This window comes from Christiangramia pacifica (assembly GCF_057221535.1).
This window is the reverse complement of the sequence record NZ_CM170146.1, coordinates 2,699,159-2,717,161: the sequence shown is the minus strand read 5'-3', so window position 1 is coordinate 2,717,161 and position 18,003 is coordinate 2,699,159. Positions and strand designations below refer to the sequence as shown.

The window sequence follows — 18,003 nt, the reverse complement described above, 5'->3', positions numbered from 1 at the left end:
ATGAAATTATGAGAATCCTAAGTCGCATTTAATCAGCTTTTCGATAGACCAGTATATTGTTCTGGCGATAAATGATTTCAAAATTAAGATCCAGTAACCACCTGCTTGGAAAATCTGATTCCACAAAAATCACTTTTTCAGCCTTTTGCTTAATCAGTTCCTTAAGGATTTTTGCATTATCAAAACTTCCATGAATAACATAAACTTTAGTTTCCGGCAGTTCTTCCAGTTCCTGATAAAATTGAATTTCAGCAGATTTAGCTCTTCCCGTACTCTTTGCAATATCAATTGATTCTGCATTCGATTCAAATGCATGAATACCAGATTCTTTAAACTTATAGGAAAGGAAAAGCGGGATAATTCCATATCCTGAATTGATCACACTAATACTTTCGCCGTTCTCAATATATCTACTGATCCTCAGGTTTTTTTCACGAAGATTTCTGAATCTATTCTTAACTACTGAATAAGATGTTTTATACCTGTAATTATCGAGAACGGCACGTTTTCTATATAGCTTTTCACTTTCGCTCTGACTAATCCTGCCTTTGTAATCTCCTAACTTTTTAAAATATAGAGGAGCTTTTCCGCTTTCAACCCTATTCAGAATTAGTTTTCGAAAAATAGCTCGTTGAAGTACAAAACTAACCATAACGGCAGTAAGAACTCCAATAATTGAAATAACAGAGACAGATCTTAAAGCGGGATGCTGAGCAAAAATGAGCGCACCCATCCCAAGTAGAGTGGTAATCACCGAAATAAGAATAGAAGTCTGATAGGTTTTCAGATCATATTTTCCTGTTTCATATTCATTTAGGCAGGCATTGGTGATAAAAATGCTGTAGTCCAGCCCCAAACCGAAAATGAAAGTAGAAATTATGATATTCATAATATTGAATTCAATATCCAGCATGGCCATAATCCCTAGAGCGCAGATCCAGGTCACCGCGATAGGCAGCAATGTGAATAGACTGATTTCCAGGTTTCGGTATGAGATTAGCAGAACGATGAAAACTGCGAGTACAGAGATCATGATAAGTTTATTAAAATCTGCTCGAAGATTTCCCAGGAAACTCTGATTCATCGCTTTTCGATCCAATGCAAAAACACCTGTTTCCTCCTGAAAATAGGAAAGAAATTCATCAGCTTTTTCCTCCTCGAGACTAACTGTACTTGTAACCGTAGCCAATTCTTCACCATCAGAAATAAAATCATCTAAGTATAATGAACCGGCATTTTTATAATCACTGAGTCCGATAGTGTTATAATCTGTAGCCAGCTGATCATAAAATCTCTCAAAAGTTTCAGGTCTGAATCCATAATCCGAAGAAACTGTAATCAATTCCTGCTCCGTAGAATCTATTTTAGAAGAACTCCAAAATGAGTTCCAGTTTTCAATTTTTTCTGCCTGTGTGGTCGTAGAATGAATAACACCGCCAATACTGCTGAAATTTCTGATCAAGCTTTCATTTTCAAAATCCTGCAAACGCTGATATAATTTGCTATTTTGCTGTAGTGCTTCATCAACCGTATTTCCATAGGCGATCATATAGACACTTTTTCCTGATCTACCGGCAAGCGCTTCCAGTTCTATCTCTAAATTTTTAATTTTTTCCGGCTGGTAGTTTAGTTTGGAAAGATCGTTATTGAACTGCACTTTATTGAAAAAGAAAAGCGAAACAATAAATACAGCAATCACGGTATAAACCAAAGGTTTAATCCTGGAGTAATCTATGGATGCAATTTTATCGAGAAGGGTAATATTTCTATTTTTATCCGTTCCAGGATTGTAGAATAAAGGGATAATGATCAGCGCAAATGCTGAAGACAAAAGAACACTGATCGCGGCAAAAATTCCGAGATCGTTCAGGGCTTCACTTTGCACGAAAATGAGACATAAAAATGCTATAGCCGTCGTTAAGCTACTCATTATTACAGGTTTCGTGATATCACGATATAAATGCATAACATCCCGGTTGTTCCTAAAATGCGTCATGATGTGTAAGGCATAATCTAAAGTGACGCCAAGCAGAATTGCTCCTATTCCTAGGGAAATTGCAGAAACACTTCCTTTGAAAATACTCAGAATCGCAATAGCTGAAATACCGGCCAGTAGACTCGGTAAAAACAATAAAAGTGGAACATAAAACTTACGATAAAAGATAATGAGCAATAATAGTAAAAGGCTTATTGCTATTCCCATGGTGAGGCGAATATCACTTTTTATTCTATTTGCATTGGCCAATGAATACAGGACTCCGCCAAAATAGCTTCCTCCAACTGAAGGATATTTTTGATTCAATCCATCTACCGTTTCTTTAAGAGAATTAATAAAGATCTCATTCTGATTCGTTTCTGAAGCAGGATAAACTGGATCCAGAAATAATATTATATGCTGCTTGTCTTTGGTAACCAGGTAATTTTTATAAATACTAAAGTTATCACCTACCTGTAATTCCTGAAGCTTCTCCAGGCCAAGATTTGTAAAATTTAAAGGATCACTTAAAAAATAATCTTTTGTCACAAAACCTGTGGGAGACATTAACTGTTTGTAACCCGAGGTAATCCTGGTTTGAATACTATCTTCAACAAGGCGATCATCTATTTTTTTATAATCCTGTTCATTTAAAAATATAGGAAGATTGTTGTAAACAAAATTGTAGATCTGCTTGATGTCCTTTTCAGGTACCTTACCTTTTACCTCCAGCACATATTCAGCATAATCCTCATTAAGAATATGCGTGAATTCGTTTGCATATTGAACTAATGAATCTGGGGTTACGTTTTCAGATTCAGCAGAAATACTCATAATGATTTTATCAGAAAAATCGGTTTCTTTCAGGATCTTTTTGAGCAGCTCCTGTTTTTTTCCGGAAGGGATTAACTTGGTAATATCTTCTTCAAGAGTGATATTCCAGGCAAAAAGAGAAACGATGATTATGTACAATAGCAAGATTGAAAAACCGATCTTCTTATGGTTTTTCAAATAGCTGTAAATATTAAAGAAAGCTTTATGCATTAAGGTTTGACCACCTGCTTTTGGTTAAAGACCGAAAATAAAAAATAAAATACAATCCACAGACTAATGGCCATGACAATTGCGAGAGCGAAACTACCCATAATATATTGCCAAAGACCCATAAAAACATCGGTTCCTGTATCGAATTTATGAAGTTTAAGATCCCAATCGAAACCTTTTCCTGTTATTAAAGAACCAGCCTGATAACTAGCGTAAATTATAAAAGGAATAAAAGGTGGTATACTTATATTAGAGAATAAAAAGGCTATAACCTTATTTAATCTAAAAACGGCGGCTAAAGTAAAAACAAGTAGCGTATGAATCCCCCAAAATGGGGATATACCAACAAAAATTCCTAAAGCAATTGCCGCTGCTTTTTTATGGGGTGGCTCCTGGCTTTTAATAATATCTTCTTTCCAAAATTTTTTAAAACCTTTATTCTTGAAATCCTGATATTTATTTCTAGGGTGAATATAGAAGAAACTAACCAACACAAACCACATATAAAGCAGTACGATGCGCACAATATCCCAAAATGGTCTGAAATGCGTAACCCTATCCCCTTCCTGATACAAAACCTTGATTGGGATATTTTTTACTTCTACTTTCTTCCACGCAGCTTTTACTAAAACTTCGATTTCTAATTCAAATTTCCAGGTAATCAGTTTTAAGGAATTGATCAATTTTATGGGATAGAGACGAAAACCACTTTGCGTGTCGTGAAGCTCTATGCCGGTAACTACCAGAAACCAGAAATTAGAAAACCTGTTTCCTTTACTACTCTTGCCAGGAATTCCATCGCGACCCATGTTACGATCACCTACAAGTAACAACTCTGGATCATTTTCACTTTTAGATTCCAATTCAGTAAGAAAAACATCCAGATCGTCTGGATAATGCTGACCATCAGAATCTATGGTAATGGCATAATCATATCCCAGTTCTTCGGCATGATGAAAACCGGTTTTCAGAGCAATTCCCTTACCCTTATTTTCAGGATGAATTTTTTGATGTAATTCAGGATGTTGTGATAAGATTTCAGCGGTTTTATCTGTAGAGCCATCATTTATGATGATAATACTTTTTGTATATAGCTTGAGATCGGCTAAAAAGCTACCGAGAGAATGTGCATTATTGTAGGTGGGTACAATGACGCAGCAATTAAGATCTTCAAATCTTTTTTGAAAAACCGGCTCTTTTTCCACTCTGAAATTATTTACTGCAAAAGTATTATTTATTCACAGAGGAACACAACAGAAAGAAATAATTAGCAGGTTTTGTAAAGAGAACTGATCTTTAAAACGATTCCATTCTTATTACGAGCAATTCCTTTAAGTTTAACGAATTCACCAGTTTCAGTAAGGTTAGATTCAAGAACAAGTTCGTTGTCCTGAGTAGGATCAAAAACAGCCGTAAATTTCACGTTATCGGCTCTAACCAATTGTAGCTTTTTGTCAAAAATCCTTTCGGCATCTTCTTTAAAAAGTTGCATAAGAATCACACCTGGAGTTACCGGCCGGTTAGGAAAGTGACCTCTATAAAGATCGTGGTCCTTATTTACTTTAAGGGTTGTGACAGCATCATCACCTGCCAGTGCCGTATTAGAAACTTCATAAAAGCCTTCCAGAATCATAGATAAATTTTAGAAAGAGCAAGATACTTTAGTTTTGAAAAACTGAAGAAGGAATAGGCTGATTAATTTTAATATTCTTCATAGAGATTTCGGTATAATCACCGGATGGATCTATAAGCCTAACAGAATTAATTAAATGACTTGCATTGAAATTGATCCAGATCTCCTTGAACATTCCACGAAGACTCTGATCTTTTGGAATAATTAGCGCTTTTACATTTTCTCCCGCGTGATGATAGGTAATATCAAAATCCTTATCTGCCATTAAGATCTTCCCATTCACGCTTCCGGATACCAACTCCCCCATCTTTTCAAATAATTTATTTGAAGAAAGATCTACCTCAGATAGGTGTCCCTCTTCCACGATAAAAAGCTTGGAATCCATAAAAAGCAATTGGTAATCATAGGGATTGGTATACTCCCATTTTAAAGTATTCGGAGATTTGTAGTAAACCTTGCCCTGGCTTTCCGGACTTCCATCCATAGTTTTCATATGCTTTTTCTGAGAGAAATCTGCAGAAAAGCTATTTATGTCATTGGATTTCTGAATAACACTTGCTTTAAAAGCCTTTTGTTCTGAACTATTTAAAGCTCCATTCTGAGCCAGCATATGAATGCTAAAGAGAAAGATGCAAAGTTTAATTATACGCATGAATATCAAATAATTTATCGGCTCTAACGATGCCGATTTTTCGTTGATTTAAAATAACCAATAATTGTTCCAATATGGGTGCCGTATTTGGCATATTATCATGTAGAAGAATCACATCTCCCCTATTAATTTCTTTGGTAATCCGATTCAAAATCTTATCTGGAGATTTGGTGATCGCGTCATAAGGCCTGATATTCCAGCCAATCACCTGGTGCCCCGTCTGTTTTAAAGCTCGCTGAGTTTTTGGGTTTATGATTCCAAATGGTGGTCGGAATAAATTCATTCTCACCTTACCGATTTCTTCCGCTACCCGGTCGCAATGCCTAATCTCTTTCAGAATAGTTTTACTACTGAGAAATCCCATTTTTCGGGTATGTGAAAAGGTATGGTTGCCCACAATGTGTCCTCTCTTAAGGATCTCCTGAAATATTTCAGGATATTCATTGATCTTTCTGCCAATACAAAAGAAAATGGCTTTAGCTTCGTGCTTATCCAGTATATCTAAAATTTTCATGGTGTTTTTATCCGGGCCATCGTCAAAACTTAAAGCAACAGCGTTTTCTGAAAATTGCGGATTTTTATTGAATGCTTTGACAAAAAAATTAAACTGAACATTTGTGGAAAGCACTAACATTAGCAAAGCGAATAGTAAAATGATCACGAGCACAGGCCAGAAAGGCCAGATCTCCAGATAAAATAATGCGATGGCCGAAATCACCGCAAAAGCAAAAATAAATTTGATCAGTTTATAGCTCAAAGACTTTGTAATAGGGTTAGTCCGTGGTTCTTCCCTAAATATTGATTATAAATCAGAATATTCCGGGTTTTATCGCAATTTAAAGTATTCAATTTAAAATTATCCGGAATTTTGTTTTCCCTTAGAATTCTGGAAGCAAGCCAGAAAGCATAAGAAGAAATAGCATTATTTTCACCTACCAGATGTTTAAATCCAACCTGAGAAGCGCTAGAAAAAATACCAGTCTGAAGTTTATGATAATAATGATCGAATCTTACATCTCCATTATTTCCCAAAATAACCGCATCAATTTCTGTAACTGAAAGATCATTCTTCTGAAGAAATTTCGTGATCTCTAATTCCAATTCTGAAACTTCCAAAGTATTAATTATCGCTACATCTTTCAGCAATGCATAAGAATTTGAGTTTCTTTCTAAACCTAGCAGACAAAAAGCCGCAGATTCTGATATAATCGTTCCGGGTGTTTCTGTTTCAAATAGATTGATATTGTTGATCTGCTCATTTTTAATCTGGCCATCTAGTTTCTGAAAACCGGTAAATTCTCTTGAAGTTTCATCTACTCCGCCTACCAGAATACTTCTAACATCCTTGTTTTCTGATTGAAGTAAAGCATCAATCAGTGCACTTTCGAACGAGGCCGAATTTTGAGTAAAGGTCATGTTATGACCTTTACATTTCAGATCAAGCGCTATCTGCCCACCAACTGTATTATGGGTGGATTGAATGAAAGAGGTAGGACTCAGCAAACCTTCCTCAGAATCCAGCATGCTGGTCATAAATTTTTCGGTATCCTGCATACAACCCTGCCCGGTTCCAACCAGAATTGCATCAGGGTTTTCGACATTTGCTTGCCTGAGCGCAGATGATGCGCAGAAAAGTCCCATTTTCACAGCTTTAGACATCCTGCGTAACATCATAGGTTTGATCATGGATTTATAATCCTGATCTAGAGCCGGTAAAATATTATCAAAATATTCATGAGGATTTTCTCCTTCAAAAATATGTTCTGACTGAGGAGAAATTGACGATATGCCGTTTATAAAGAGCTTAGGCATTTTCCTGTAGAATTATAGAAGTGCAATTCCCACCAAATCCGAAAGAATTTGATAAAACGGTATGAATAGGCTTTTTCTTGTAACAAGTCACTGGTTTAAAGCCTGTTTCAAGCATTTCAGATTGAAAATTTAGATTCGGATATATCTCATTATTCTGAATAGAAAGCAAGCTGAAAATTGCCTCCACAGCTCCTGCTGCTCCCAAGGTATGGCCGGTGAAACCTTTGGTAGAACTGAAATCTGCAAGCTTTTCTTCAAAAACTCTTTTCAAGGCAACACTTTCCGAAATATCATTATTCTTCGTTCCTGTTCCATGCGCATTGATGTAATCGATATCCGAAATCGAAATATTCGCTTTTTTAAATGCTTTTGAAATTGCATTATAAGCCCCTTCTCCATTTTCAGAAGAAGCGGTTTGATGAAAGGCATCGTTGGCATTTCCAAAACCTATTACCCTGCCTAAAACTTTTCTGTCCTGAAGCACATCTTCAGCTTCCAGCATTAAATAAGCTGCAGCTTCACCAAGATTTAAACCATCGCGATCTTCATCAAATGGACAATTTTTGCTTTCAGAAAGAATCTTCAGAGAATTAAAGCCATTCAGGGTAAATTTGGTAAGACAATCGCTTCCTCCAACGATCACACGTTTCAACTTACCGGACTCAATCAGTTGTGCACCCATCATAATAGCATTAGCAGAAGATGAACATGCCGTACTAATTGTGGTTACCATATTTTTTAGTCCAAAATAATCCGCGATCTTTTCGGTAGTAAATCCCGGATGTTGCGCCTGAATGTATTTGCGGTATTCAGGAAGGTCTTTAAAATCGTAGAAATACTTTTCAGTTTTATCAATTCCACCAACACTGGTTCCGGAAATAAATCCGGTCTCTTCAGGAAATTTATCAAAAACTGAATTCTTAACTAATTCATTAATGGCATGCATAGCAAGCAAAGATGCACGTGTACAGGAATGATCGTTTGGTAATTTAAGTATATCAGTTAATTCGGAATTGGACAATTTGATCTCCCCAACTGGTAAATTGGTATGATTTGTTTGTAGAATTTCAGGATAAGTTATTCCGTCTTTACCTGATCTAAGAGAAGAATGGGTTTCATCAATATTCCTACCTATGGCAGAAATTATTCCCATACCGGTGACAGCGACACCTTTCATAGATTATTTGGTCCTGTTTTTCTCTATAAAATCGGCCATGGTGTTAATAGAATTAAAGATCTCTTTCCCCTGGTTAGGATCTGTAAGTTTTATGCCATAATCCTTTTCCAGAAGTACGATAAGTTCAAGTGCGTCTATACTGTCTAGGCCGAGACCATCTCCAAAAAGATGCTCATCATTCTCTATATCGCTTACCTCCATATCTTCGAGGTTTAGCTGTTCGATAATGCTTTTCTTCAATTCAGTACGCAGGTCACTCATGTGTAGGTAAGTATAATTTTTTAAGCTTCTCTCGATTAAAATCGATTCTACCGCTAGGGGCAATTTCCCACAAAAATACATCATAATCATTATTGTGCAAGTCCACCCAGCCACAAAGCAAATTTTCAGCTTTTTTCTGATTAAATAGTGAATAACAATAATCAACAAACAGGCTCTCATCAAATTCTTCAGAAATGAAAAAAATGTTTTCAGATCGAAGCTGATGTCTAATACTTATCTCACCCAACATGATATTTGGCAGAGTGTAAACGAAGAGGGACGGTGACGGAAATTCTTTCATTGTTTCAGCATAGGCTGCATCAGTTTCCAGGCTGGAAGCGGAATTTGAAAATATCAACGCAGTCTCTTTATCCTGAATATTTCCCGAAATCAGGATCTCCACACCAAGATAGCCCAATTTTGAAAGTGTATCCATTTTAAAGAATTTCGGATACTTCAGCTTCTGGCCTTTATATATGCTTTTCAGGAATTTTGACAGACTATGATCTTCATGATTCTTAAATACAAGATTACCATTTTTAAAAACCTTTGAATCCCTAATGATCACCGAATTATTAATGAAAAGTTCCTTCTTCATGACCTTACCTTTTTTAAAAGCATGGCCAGGTTACAACCACCAAATCCTGATGCGGTCTTCAAAGCAATTTCCAGTTCCTTTAAATGATTATTTTTAATAATATTCAAATCCTGAGAAACGCCTAATTCTGAATAATTAATGGATTCGAATAATTCATTATTTAAAAGGCTGTGCTTGGTGAGAATACATTCAATCAAGGCGGATGTACCCAAAGTATGACCAAAATAACCTTTAAAACTGTTTACCGGAATTTTATTAAGTCCGGCTCGATTAAAAGCAATTGCCTCCATTTCGTCATTAAAAATAGTTGCCGTTCCATGTGCTGATAAATAGTCGATTTTCTCTGGATCAATATTATTACTATCGAGCAACCGCGAAATACTTTGGTAAAGACCTTCTCCTGTTCTACTTGGCCCGGAAATATGGTTAGCATCATTGGCTGTAACCGCATCTATATATTCAATTTCTTCACCTTGTATTGATTCGGCTGGCCCTACTAGAATTGCGGCTGCAGCTTCTCCCAAACTTACTCCACTCCGATCGTTTGAAAAAGGTCGGCAAGGCTGATCACTTATCGCCTGAAAGGATTGAAATCCCGAAAGTACAAAGTCGGAAACAAGATCTCCTCCGGCCACGATCGCATTTCTAAATCTCCCGGCATTTATAAGATCATTAGCAGTCTTAATGGCCAGACCACCCGAAATACAGGCGTTTGAAACTACAACTGGTTTCTGTTTAAAGCCGAAAAAATCAGCAATGAACTGAGCCATTTTCCAGAGATAAATCCTGTTTGATAGAAAATCATCTTTTCCAAGCTGATCTATATTTCCTTTGGTAGTGGAAATAATAAGACCAGTATTATCAAGATCAATATCTGATGAATTTTCAAAAATCTGCTGTATAGCCAGGATGATCATTTTTTCTAACCGGGTATACTTTTTAGAATTCCCAATTTCAGAAAATTCCCTGTCAATTAGATCATGATCAATGAGTCCGGCATAGTATCCGTTTTCAAAAAATCGCGAGTTATTCTGAAATTTTAAAGCTGATTCTGAATTCCGAATAGCTTTAAGATTAGCTTCGGTGGTAAATCCTAAAGGTGAAATTATTGAATCGTTTAGAAGATAGTTCCTGTTCATTAAATCAATCCCATTTTCTTTTTCCAATCTAAGAAAAACGGCGGATTGTTCAGAACCATTTCTGAATTATTATCAGTAAAAACCTGCACCGTTTCTCCTGTACAGATCAATTTGCCCGAACAATTAATTTGATAATGAAAGATGATTTTTGCTGCGGCAGAATTTACAAAAATGCAATCCACTTCAAATTCATCTCCATATTTAAGAGGAAGTTTATACTCACAGGCTGTTTTTACAATTGGCGTAGCAAAACCATTTTGCTTGGCATCCAGATAGGAAATCCCATGCTTCTTACTAAAATCTTCCCTTGCTTCTTCAAAATATTTGTAATAATTACCATGCCACACGATCTGCAGAGGATCGCATTCATGAAATCTAACTTTAAGCCTGGTAATCGATTTTAATTCAGAAGAGGTCATTCTACCGTAACCGTTTTCATTTCAGAAGTCGCAATTACTTCTCCCATTTCATTTTCAGTTCTGGCGGAAACTGAGGTCACGTTCATGATCTCATGAAGGATTTCCACGTAGGTTTTCAGCTTTTCACTAGCAGAAGGCAAACCGAAGATCTCCACAGTTTTGATCACACCAATAAAGCCAGTTCTAGGTTTAGTCTGACCGCTCAAAGATCCCTGGTAGCCTCTGTGCAAAGACATGCTCTGCGCCATATGCTCTATAAGTCCACTTTCAGTAAGTTGATCTTCACAAACCAGGAGATGATCTGCAGGCACCGTAAACCCGGTCACCCCTGTAAGATCCGTATATTCAAATAGCGTGTCCACAAGAACAAAAGGTTCCTTTTGCGGAATAAGGTTGATAATTTCCTCATGAGAGGTAATGGGATGATGTAAAAGGTTCTCTGCCATATTAACTGAAATCGTTCCAATAATCGTAGTAATTATACCACTGATGAGGATATTTTTTTACCATTTTTTCCAGATCGTCAAGATAAGATTTTAATATTTCCTGAGCAGTGAACTCTACAGGTTTATATGATCTGGCAAAAAAATGGTAATGGAAATTCCTTTCTCGCATTAAATGAACAAATAAAACCGGAATCTTGTTTCTACTTGCCAGTTTGAACGGACCTTGAGGGAAATTGACCTTTTCTCCCAGAAATTCTGCCTTGTATGTTTTTGAATGTTTTAAAAATCTATCGGCAGCAAAAACCAATAACTCGTTTTTTGCCAGGGCTTCCTTCATTTTAAATACGTGACTTAGATCTTCTTTTAAAACAATGATCTTAACCTCTGAAGTTCCGGTAACTGAATCCAGGTAACTCTTGATCTGCCTGTGTTCGAAATCTGTGATCACCAGGTTCACGACAGCATCCGAATGTCGTTCTTCAAAAAAATGCTTCGCAAGATTAAAGTTTCCGATGTGTGCGGTTAAAAGAATACCGCCTTTTTTTTGAGCTAATAAAGATTCAATATGCTTTACGCCATCAAATTCGAAAGTAAACCTATGTTTTAATCCGCTGGTGATGGCGATCCTGTCCAATTGAATTCTTCCGAAAGTGAAATAGCTATGGTAAACATTAATGGCAGAACGAATAGGAGAATAACCCAGCCTTTTTCTGAATAGGTAATATGTACTTTTTGTAGAGGTAAATGAGAAAAAGATGAAATATAATGCCACGAAAAGCAAAACGAAATAAGCTGAATAGAGGCCTGTTTTCTTTATGATTTGCACATAGATCTTGAAGCCTAAAAGTGTACCTCGAGATTTTCCCTTCCAGGTTGCCATAGGTCTATGAATATAATCCCCCGTTAATATTGATCACCTCCCCGGTGATGTAAGATGATTTTTCTGAAGCTAAAAAACTAACCAGGTTGGCCACTTCTTCAGCCTGGCCAAAACGATTTAAAGGGATATGCTTTTTAAATTCATTTTCATCGAAATCCTTGGTCATGTCTGATTCGATAAATCCTGGCGCCACGGCATTCACCGTAACCTTTCTTTGACCAATCTCCTGTGCAAGGGCTTTTGTTGCTGAAATCATCGCACCTTTAGCTGCGGAATAATTAACCTGACCCGGATTGCCTTTCAATCCCGACAGTGATACTATGTTAATCACTCGCCCATACCTGGTGCGAAGCATATCTTTTAAAACCGATTGCGTAACATTGTAAAATCCGTTTAAACTGGTATCGATAACAGAATTCCAGGCTTCCTGATTGGTAAAAATAAATAATCCATCTTTAGTGATTCCGGCATTATTCACCAGAATTTCGATATTAGCCTCTTTATTTTCTAATTTCCATTTCTCTACAGATTCCTGAACCGATTGGCTATTAGATACGTCAAATTTCAGAAGGTCACATTTCACGCCTAATTCCTCGATTTCCTTTTTGGCAGCTTCGGCAGCTTCAGTATTCGAGTTATAGTTCAGTAAAATATTGTAATTGAGATCTTCAGCCAGTTTTAAGCAAACAGCTTTTCCAATTCCTCTAGATCCTCCGGTTACCAGCGCGAACTTCATTTTAGTATGCTTCGTTATTTTTTAAATAATTCTTCAATTCTGCGATCTCTTTATATAAAGCTCTATCTTCATTGATTTCAGGTATAATTTTTCTTAAATCTTCCAGTTTATTTTTGGTTGCTGTAGATAACTTATCATCAAAATCCAAATAATATAAAGCCTGAATGATGGTAGCAAGTTCAGTTGAAAAAACTTCAAAACTATTTTCGATTACTTTCTTAGTCATATTAGCCGAATTGGCTCCCATGCTTACAATGTCCTGATTATCATTATTATTCGGAATACTATGCACGTACATGGAATTAGAAAGCATCTGGTTTTCAGCTGTAGTTGAAACTGCCGTGAACTGCGCTCCCTGCATCCCGAAATTCAATCCTAATGTACCCATATTTACAAAAGGCGGAAGAATATCATTCAGTTTAGCGTTCAAAAGATAATTTAATTGTCTTTCAGCAAGCATAGAAGTTTTAGTTATTGCCAGCCGCAGTTTATCCATCTCCAGAGAAACATAATCTCCATGAAAATTCCCGCCGTGATAAACATGCTTAGTAACTACATCTATAATGGGATTATCGTTGGCTGAATTTACTTCCTCAATCAAGATTTTTAATGAATTCTGCAGGGTGTCTGAAACAGGTCCCAGAATCTGCGGCACACATCTTAAACTATAATATTCCTGGACTTTTTCCTTAAAAAAAGAATTCTTGTCGGCATCGCTTGAATATAAATGTTCATTACGGTCACGAGTAAGCTTAGAATCTGAAAGGTGATCGCGCATCTTTTCCGCAATTTCTTGCTGACCTGGATGAAGTTTCGCTGCATTCAATTCTTTAGATAAATGATCATCATAGGCTTGAACGATCTCATTAATCACAGAACTGCAAAACACCGACCACCCAAGTAAACGTTGGGAATACATAAGGTTAACAATACCTATACCCGTCATTGCAGAGGTACCATTCATAATAGCTAAACCTTCCCTTATCCTGATCTCTGCTGGTTTGATTCCAAGCTCTTGAAAAACCTCGTTAGTTTTTCTCCTTTCGCTTTTGTAAACAACTTCACCTTCACCTATTAGTACTAAAGCGAGATGAGCTAATTGCACGAGATCTCCTGAGGCTCCTACTCCTCCGTGTTCAAAAATTACAGGAGTAACATTTTTATTGATAAGATCTACAAGTGTATTTGCTACAGAAATATGAATTCCAGATTTACCTAAGCATAATGTATTTAACCTGGCCAGCATTAAAGTTTTTACCTGCATTGATTCCATTACTTCTCCCGCTCCGGAAGCATGACTTCTTATAAGATTTAGCTGAAGTTTAAGCTTATCTTTATCGCCAATTTTGTACTGAGCCATTGGGCCAAAACCAGTATTGACGCCATAAATGATTTTGTTTTTTGAAAATTCCTGAAGAAATTCAAAACTATTAGTGAGTCTCTTTTCGGTTTCTTTACCAAGTTCAATCTCCTCATTTTCAAAAAGGACCCTGTAAAAATCAGTGAAATTAAGTGCGCTTTCTAAATTCAGCATATATTTTTCTGCTAGTATTTATAGGTTTGGGACCACTGTTAAATCTTTTAACAAATGTAGCATAATTAATAGAAAAGACTGAGAAAATGGCCATTTGATATTGGAAGATACTAACATCATTCTCAGCAGTTGGCTGCCTAAATTAATTCAACATGAATTTATTCTTAAGTAATAAATCCACATTTTAAATAAAGGTTAGCATTCATAAATTGATCATCAATTTTCAATTTAGAAGTATACATTTGAGAAGGATTGGTCGAGAATAATTGGATGATAGACATTGCTCACAATGTGATGCTATATTTAACCACCATCAAATCTTATTGACCAGTTTTTTGCTTATATCTCAGAAAGCCCTGTATGAATTTCAGGGCTTTTTTATTTTTTCAGTTTTTCAATAATTTGTTTTCTGTAAGTTTGCTTCAAATGCCTAACAACATGAAAAAGGAATTTCATGATATTGTAATTATTGGGGCCGGTCCATCAGGTAGCGTTGCCGCAGGATATCTGGAGAAAAATGGAATTTCAGCTATAGTTTTAGAGAAGCAGAAATTTCCCAGATTTTCTATTGGAGAGAGTTTGATCCCGCGATGCATGGATAATTTTGAAGAAGCAGGTTTTCTTGACGTTCTGAATAAACAGGGATTTCAAAAAAAATTCGGAGCCAGATTTCTTAAAAACGGTCAATTAGCAGAATTTGATTTCAGTAAAAAATTTGGAGACGGATGGGACTGGACTTGGCAAGTTCCAAGGGCAGATTTTGATAAGGTCCTTACAGATCATCTTGAAGAAAACGGAGTTGATATTCGTTTTGAAACAGAAGTTATTTCTGTAAAATATTTAGATGAATTGTGGAGCATTGTTATTAGGAATGAGAATGAAGAAATCGAAATTCAAACTAAGTTTATTATCGATTCCAGCGGTAATGGTCGAGTACTTGCGAAGCAATTAGATCTAGAAGCTCCTCCAAAGATTTATGATCATTCTTCAATTTTCACACATATTTCAGAAAATACCCGGCCTCAAGGACTTGAAGGAAATCAAATTACTTTTGAGATCGTTGGTACCCAAACCTGGTTCTGGTATATCCCTTTTTCCAACGGCAATTCAAGTCTGGGTTTTGTTGGTCCAAATTCCTGGTTCCAAAAGTTTGATAATGATACCGAGTTGGGTTTTAGACAAATGCTTCAGGAATTAAAATTTTATGAACATCGATTTGATAATTTTAGTTTCGAATTCAAGCCAGTTAAAGTGCATAACATCTCAAAAAATGTAAAGTATCTTCACGGGAAAGGTTTTGTCCTTACTGGAAATTCAGCTGAATTTCTAGATCCAGTTTTTTCTTCGGGTGTTGCTTTCGCTACCGAATCTGGTTTACTCGCGGCAAAGCTAGCCATAAAAGAGTTAAACGGTGAATACGTTAATTGGCAAAAGGATTATTCCGAATATATAAAAAAGGGGGTGGATGTATTTTCTACGTATATAAGAGAGTGGTATTCCGGGAAACTCCAGGATATATTTTTTCATGCAGATCCCAGCTTACAGGTAAAAGAACAGATATGTGCTGTTTTGGCGGGATATGTATGGAATAGTAAAAACCCATTTGTAAGAAATCATGAAAAAGCGGTTCAAAACCTACATCGAATTTTAAGTAGAGAAAGATCAGTTTGAGGTTTGAATTTCAATCTTAAAAAATGGTGTTTTCAAGATGACCATTACACTCATAAAATTTAGATTGGATGGATTTTTTCCTGTAGGTGGTCTTAAAATCAAAATTTAGGAAAATTAACTGAAAATTTTATTGAACCCTATAGCTCTGAGTGTAAGTTTAATAAAAAACATCAGAGTCTAAATTCCCAAATTTAGTCCAAAAAAGAAATAAAAGGTTTGGATGGTTTATAAGTAAAAGTTACATTTGCAACCGCAAAAATACTTGCGAAGTTCTTAAATAACGGAGAGGTGGCAGAGTGGTAATGCAGCAGCCTGCTAAGCTGTCATCCTTCTTGGATGCCCGGGTTCGAATCCCGGTCTCTCCGCTAGATTTTTAGTCTGCGGTTTTTTATTCTCTTTTTCAGCGTGAAAAATCGGGATGAATTTCCTCCGCTTCCCGGCTGCTTTTGATAAGTGATTTGGAACGGAAAAGACTAAAAATATGATTATTATTCGGGGTGTAGCGTAGCCCGGTTATCGCGCCTGCTTTGGGAGCAGGAGGCCGCAGGTTCGAATCCTGCCACCCCGACGAACCACCCATTAATGGGAATCAAAACACTGTTAATTTATTGATTTTCAGTGTTTTTTGTTTTTAGGGATATCAAAGAATATCATTTAAAAGCATAAGTCTGGTGAATCATTCGGTGAATCATTTATTACAAATAATTGCTTAACTTCATAAGGCATTTTAGTTGATTTGACTTTCGTCTTTGCTAACTGATTGTTTCATTAAAGACGCTTGAAATGCCTAATTACACTACCTTTTCCGTATTATTTTTTGTCCGAAAACATCGCGATGAGAACAAGAAATTATTTATTTATGCCCGCGTTACCGTCGATGGAAAACGCTCCGAAATTAGTCTAAAAAGATCAATTCCGGTGAATCAATGGGACGCCTCAAAAGGACGTGCCAGGGGAACCGCTCCAAAATCACGAATCCTAAACCAGTATTTGGATCAGGTTTACAATAAGTTTTTAGACTGTCATAAACAACTATCCTCAGAGAATAAAGTAATTTCCGCCCAAAGTATCAAAGCTCGTTTCTACGGGAATGACGATAACCAGAAAACCTTATTGGAACTGATGAGTTATCACAATTCTCATATGAGAAACGTGTTGAAGCCTGGGACGCTAAAAAATTATTATACCACCGAAACTTATTTAAAAGAGTTTTTAAATAAGAAAATGAGCTGCAATGATATTAACCTCAAACAGATCAATTATCGGTTTGTAACCGACTTTGAACAGTTCTTACGAAACTATTCGGCAAAAGTTTCCCGTAAGACTTGTGGTAATAATGGAACAATGAAACATCTGGAGCGTTTTAAAAAGATGCTTAACCTGGCAATTAAACTGGAATGGTTAATTAAAAACCCTTTTGACAATTTTAAATTCCGGTTTGAGAAGAATGACCGGCAGTATCTAAGCAAACGGGAGCTTCAAATAGTAGAGTCTACCGAATTTACCAGAACTAGCTTGCAAAAAGTAAAAGATATTTTTGTCTTCTCTTGCTACACCGGGCTTTCTTATATTGATATTAAAGAATTAAGCCCTCATCAAATTGTAAAAGGTATTGATGGGAGTAACTGGATCTATACCAAACGGGAAAAAACAAATGAAACCGTAAAAGTGCCACTTTTACCAAAAGCCCAGGAAATATTATATAAATATACTGATCAAATTGGTTTAAAAGATTATTTGTTTCCTGTTTGTTCTAATCAAAAGGTCAATAAATATCTAAAGGAGATAATGCTGCAATTGAAAATAAAAAAGACCATTACCTTTCATTCTGCCAGGCATACGTTTGCTACCACAGTAACTTTATCTAACGGAGTACCCATAGAAACTGTTTCAAAGCTTTTAGGACATACTAAATTATCAACCACCCAAATTTATGCACGGGTAATAGATTCTAAAATCTCTAATGATATTAACATTTTAAGAAAAAAGTTGAAAATTTAACGGGTTATAGTAATAAAATCTTCTG

17 protein-coding genes and 2 tRNA genes are annotated in these 18,003 nt (G+C 36.2%); 4 read left to right on the top strand and 15 right to left on the bottom strand.

Annotated features, from left to right (window positions below):
* Positions 1–28: 28 nt before the first annotated feature.
* From AC2S94_RS12455 to flxA, 15 genes are all read right to left on the bottom strand, one after another.
* Positions 29–3,019, bottom strand: coding sequence for an MMPL family transporter (locus tag AC2S94_RS12455; protein ID WP_484628901.1), 2,991 nt, complete (start codon positions 3,017–3,019; stop codon positions 29–31).
* Complete coding sequence (locus tag AC2S94_RS12450) at positions 3,019–4,224, bottom strand: DUF2062 domain-containing protein (RefSeq protein ID WP_484628900.1); 1,206 nt, start codon at positions 4,222–4,224, stop codon at positions 3,019–3,021. The genes AC2S94_RS12455 and AC2S94_RS12450 overlap by 1 nt, the downstream gene beginning before the upstream one ends.
* 62 nt (positions 4,225–4,286) lie before the next feature.
* Positions 4,287–4,652 (bottom strand): ApeI family dehydratase, encoded by a 366-nt coding sequence (locus AC2S94_RS12445; RefSeq protein ID WP_484628899.1) that lies wholly within the window; start codon positions 4,650–4,652, stop codon positions 4,287–4,289.
* Positions 4,653–4,680: 28 nt separating this feature from the next.
* Positions 4,681–5,304 carry a flexirubin biosynthesis/transport protein LolA2 gene (gene lolA2, locus AC2S94_RS12440; RefSeq protein ID WP_484628898.1) on the bottom strand — a complete coding sequence of 208 codons (624 nt, stop codon included), beginning with the start codon at positions 5,302–5,304 and terminating at the stop codon, positions 4,681–4,683.
* Complete coding sequence (locus AC2S94_RS12435; RefSeq protein ID WP_484628897.1) at positions 5,291–6,061, bottom strand: polysaccharide deacetylase family protein; 771 nt, start codon at positions 6,059–6,061, stop codon at positions 5,291–5,293. Before AC2S94_RS12435 ends, lolA2 begins: the two co-directional genes overlap by 14 nt.
* On the bottom strand, positions 6,058–7,116 hold the full coding sequence (locus tag AC2S94_RS12430; protein WP_484628896.1) for a beta-ketoacyl synthase N-terminal-like domain-containing protein: 1,059 nt from the start codon (positions 7,114–7,116) through the stop codon (positions 6,058–6,060). The genes AC2S94_RS12435 and AC2S94_RS12430 overlap by 4 nt, the downstream gene beginning before the upstream one ends.
* Positions 7,109–8,293 carry a beta-ketoacyl-[acyl-carrier-protein] synthase family protein gene (locus AC2S94_RS12425; RefSeq protein WP_484628895.1) on the bottom strand — a complete coding sequence of 395 codons (1,185 nt, stop codon included), beginning with the start codon at positions 8,291–8,293 and terminating at the stop codon, positions 7,109–7,111. The genes AC2S94_RS12430 and AC2S94_RS12425 overlap by 8 nt, the downstream gene beginning before the upstream one ends.
* A gap of 3 nt (positions 8,294–8,296) precedes the next feature.
* Positions 8,297–8,554 carry a phosphopantetheine-binding protein gene (locus AC2S94_RS12420; protein WP_484628894.1) on the bottom strand — a complete coding sequence of 86 codons (258 nt, stop codon included), beginning with the start codon at positions 8,552–8,554 and terminating at the stop codon, positions 8,297–8,299.
* Positions 8,547–9,152 (bottom strand): 3-oxoacyl-ACP synthase, encoded by a 606-nt coding sequence (locus AC2S94_RS12415; protein ID WP_484628893.1) that lies wholly within the window; start codon positions 9,150–9,152, stop codon positions 8,547–8,549. Before AC2S94_RS12415 ends, AC2S94_RS12420 begins: the two co-directional genes overlap by 8 nt.
* A complete protein-coding gene (locus AC2S94_RS12410) occupies positions 9,149–10,291 on the bottom strand; it encodes a beta-ketoacyl synthase N-terminal-like domain-containing protein (RefSeq protein ID WP_484628892.1) in 1,143 nt (380 codons plus the stop codon). Before AC2S94_RS12410 ends, AC2S94_RS12415 begins: the two co-directional genes overlap by 4 nt.
* Positions 10,291–10,710 carry an acyl-CoA thioesterase gene (locus AC2S94_RS12405; RefSeq protein WP_484628891.1) on the bottom strand — a complete coding sequence of 140 codons (420 nt, stop codon included), beginning with the start codon at positions 10,708–10,710 and terminating at the stop codon, positions 10,291–10,293. The genes AC2S94_RS12410 and AC2S94_RS12405 overlap by 1 nt, the downstream gene beginning before the upstream one ends.
* Complete coding sequence (locus AC2S94_RS12400; RefSeq protein ID WP_484628890.1) at positions 10,707–11,156, bottom strand: hotdog family protein; 450 nt, start codon at positions 11,154–11,156, stop codon at positions 10,707–10,709. The genes AC2S94_RS12405 and AC2S94_RS12400 overlap by 4 nt, the downstream gene beginning before the upstream one ends.
* 1 nt (position 11,157) lies before the next feature.
* The gene (locus AC2S94_RS12395) at positions 11,158–12,036 is read right to left on the bottom strand and encodes a lysophospholipid acyltransferase family protein (protein WP_484628889.1); all 879 of its coding nucleotides are present in this window, start codon (positions 12,034–12,036) and stop codon (positions 11,158–11,160) included.
* Positions 12,037–12,040: 4 nt separating this feature from the next.
* A complete protein-coding gene (flxB, locus tag AC2S94_RS12390) occupies positions 12,041–12,772 on the bottom strand; it encodes a flexirubin biosynthesis SDR family reductase FlxB (protein WP_484628888.1) in 732 nt (243 codons plus the stop codon).
* Position 12,773: 1 nt separating this feature from the next.
* On the bottom strand, positions 12,774–14,306 hold the full coding sequence (gene flxA, locus AC2S94_RS12385) for a flexirubin biosynthesis tyrosine ammonia-lyase FlxA (RefSeq protein WP_484628887.1): 1,533 nt from the start codon (positions 14,304–14,306) through the stop codon (positions 12,774–12,776).
* Between the two features lie 438 nt (positions 14,307–14,744).
* Between flxA and AC2S94_RS12380 the strand changes: the two genes are divergently transcribed.
* The 4 genes from AC2S94_RS12380 (at position 14,745) to AC2S94_RS12365 (ending at position 17,978) form a co-directional block, all read left to right on the top strand.
* Entirely contained in the window at positions 14,745–15,977 is a 1,233-nt protein-coding gene (locus tag AC2S94_RS12380; protein ID WP_484628886.1) for an NAD(P)/FAD-dependent oxidoreductase, read from the top strand.
* Positions 15,978–16,259: 282 nt separating this feature from the next.
* Positions 16,260–16,342 (top strand) — tRNA-Ser (locus AC2S94_RS12375).
* A gap of 128 nt (positions 16,343–16,470) precedes the next feature.
* A tRNA-Pro gene (locus AC2S94_RS12370) sits at positions 16,471–16,545 on the top strand.
* Between the two features lie 215 nt (positions 16,546–16,760).
* A complete protein-coding gene (locus AC2S94_RS12365) occupies positions 16,761–17,978 on the top strand; it encodes a site-specific integrase (protein ID WP_484628885.1) in 1,218 nt (405 codons plus the stop codon).
* Positions 17,979–18,003 lie beyond the last annotated feature (25 nt).

What these genes read in the sequence shown, in the direction of transcription:
- AC2S94_RS12455 (WP_484628901.1), bottom strand. Translation starts at nt 3,019, where the DNA reads ATGCATAAAGCTTTCTTTAATATTTACAGCTATTTGAAAAACCATAAG.
- AC2S94_RS12445 (WP_484628899.1), bottom strand. Translation starts at nt 4,652, where the DNA reads ATGATTCTGGAAGGCTTTTATGAAGTTTCTAATACGGCACTGGCAGGT.
- lolA2 (WP_484628898.1), bottom strand. Translation starts at nt 5,304, where the DNA reads ATGCGTATAATTAAACTTTGCATCTTTCTCTTTAGCATTCATATGCTG.
- AC2S94_RS12430 (WP_484628896.1), bottom strand. Translation starts at nt 7,116, where the DNA reads ATGCCTAAGCTCTTTATAAACGGCATATCGTCAATTTCTCCTCAGTCA.
- AC2S94_RS12425 (WP_484628895.1), bottom strand. Translation starts at nt 8,293, where the DNA reads ATGAAAGGTGTCGCTGTCACCGGTATGGGAATAATTTCTGCCATAGGT.
- AC2S94_RS12420 (WP_484628894.1), bottom strand. Translation starts at nt 8,554, where the DNA reads ATGAGTGACCTGCGTACTGAATTGAAGAAAAGCATTATCGAACAGCTA.
- AC2S94_RS12415 (WP_484628893.1), bottom strand. Translation starts at nt 9,152, where the DNA reads ATGAAGAAGGAACTTTTCATTAATAATTCGGTGATCATTAGGGATTCA.
- AC2S94_RS12410 (WP_484628892.1), bottom strand. Translation starts at nt 10,291, where the DNA reads ATGAACAGGAACTATCTTCTAAACGATTCAATAATTTCACCTTTAGGA.
- AC2S94_RS12405 (WP_484628891.1), bottom strand. Translation starts at nt 10,710, where the DNA reads ATGACCTCTTCTGAATTAAAATCGATTACCAGGCTTAAAGTTAGATTT.
- AC2S94_RS12400 (WP_484628890.1), bottom strand. Translation starts at nt 11,156, where the DNA reads ATGGCAGAGAACCTTTTACATCATCCCATTACCTCTCATGAGGAAATT.
- AC2S94_RS12395 (WP_484628889.1), bottom strand. Translation starts at nt 12,036, where the DNA reads ATGGCAACCTGGAAGGGAAAATCTCGAGGTACACTTTTAGGCTTCAAG.
- flxB (WP_484628888.1), bottom strand. Translation starts at nt 12,772, where the DNA reads ATGAAGTTCGCGCTGGTAACCGGAGGATCTAGAGGAATTGGAAAAGCT.
- flxA (WP_484628887.1), bottom strand. Translation starts at nt 14,306, where the DNA reads ATGCTGAATTTAGAAAGCGCACTTAATTTCACTGATTTTTACAGGGTC.
- AC2S94_RS12380 (WP_484628886.1), top strand. Translation starts at nt 14,745, where the DNA reads ATGAAAAAGGAATTTCATGATATTGTAATTATTGGGGCCGGTCCATCA.
- AC2S94_RS12365 (WP_484628885.1), top strand. Translation starts at nt 16,761, where the DNA reads ATGCCTAATTACACTACCTTTTCCGTATTATTTTTTGTCCGAAAACAT.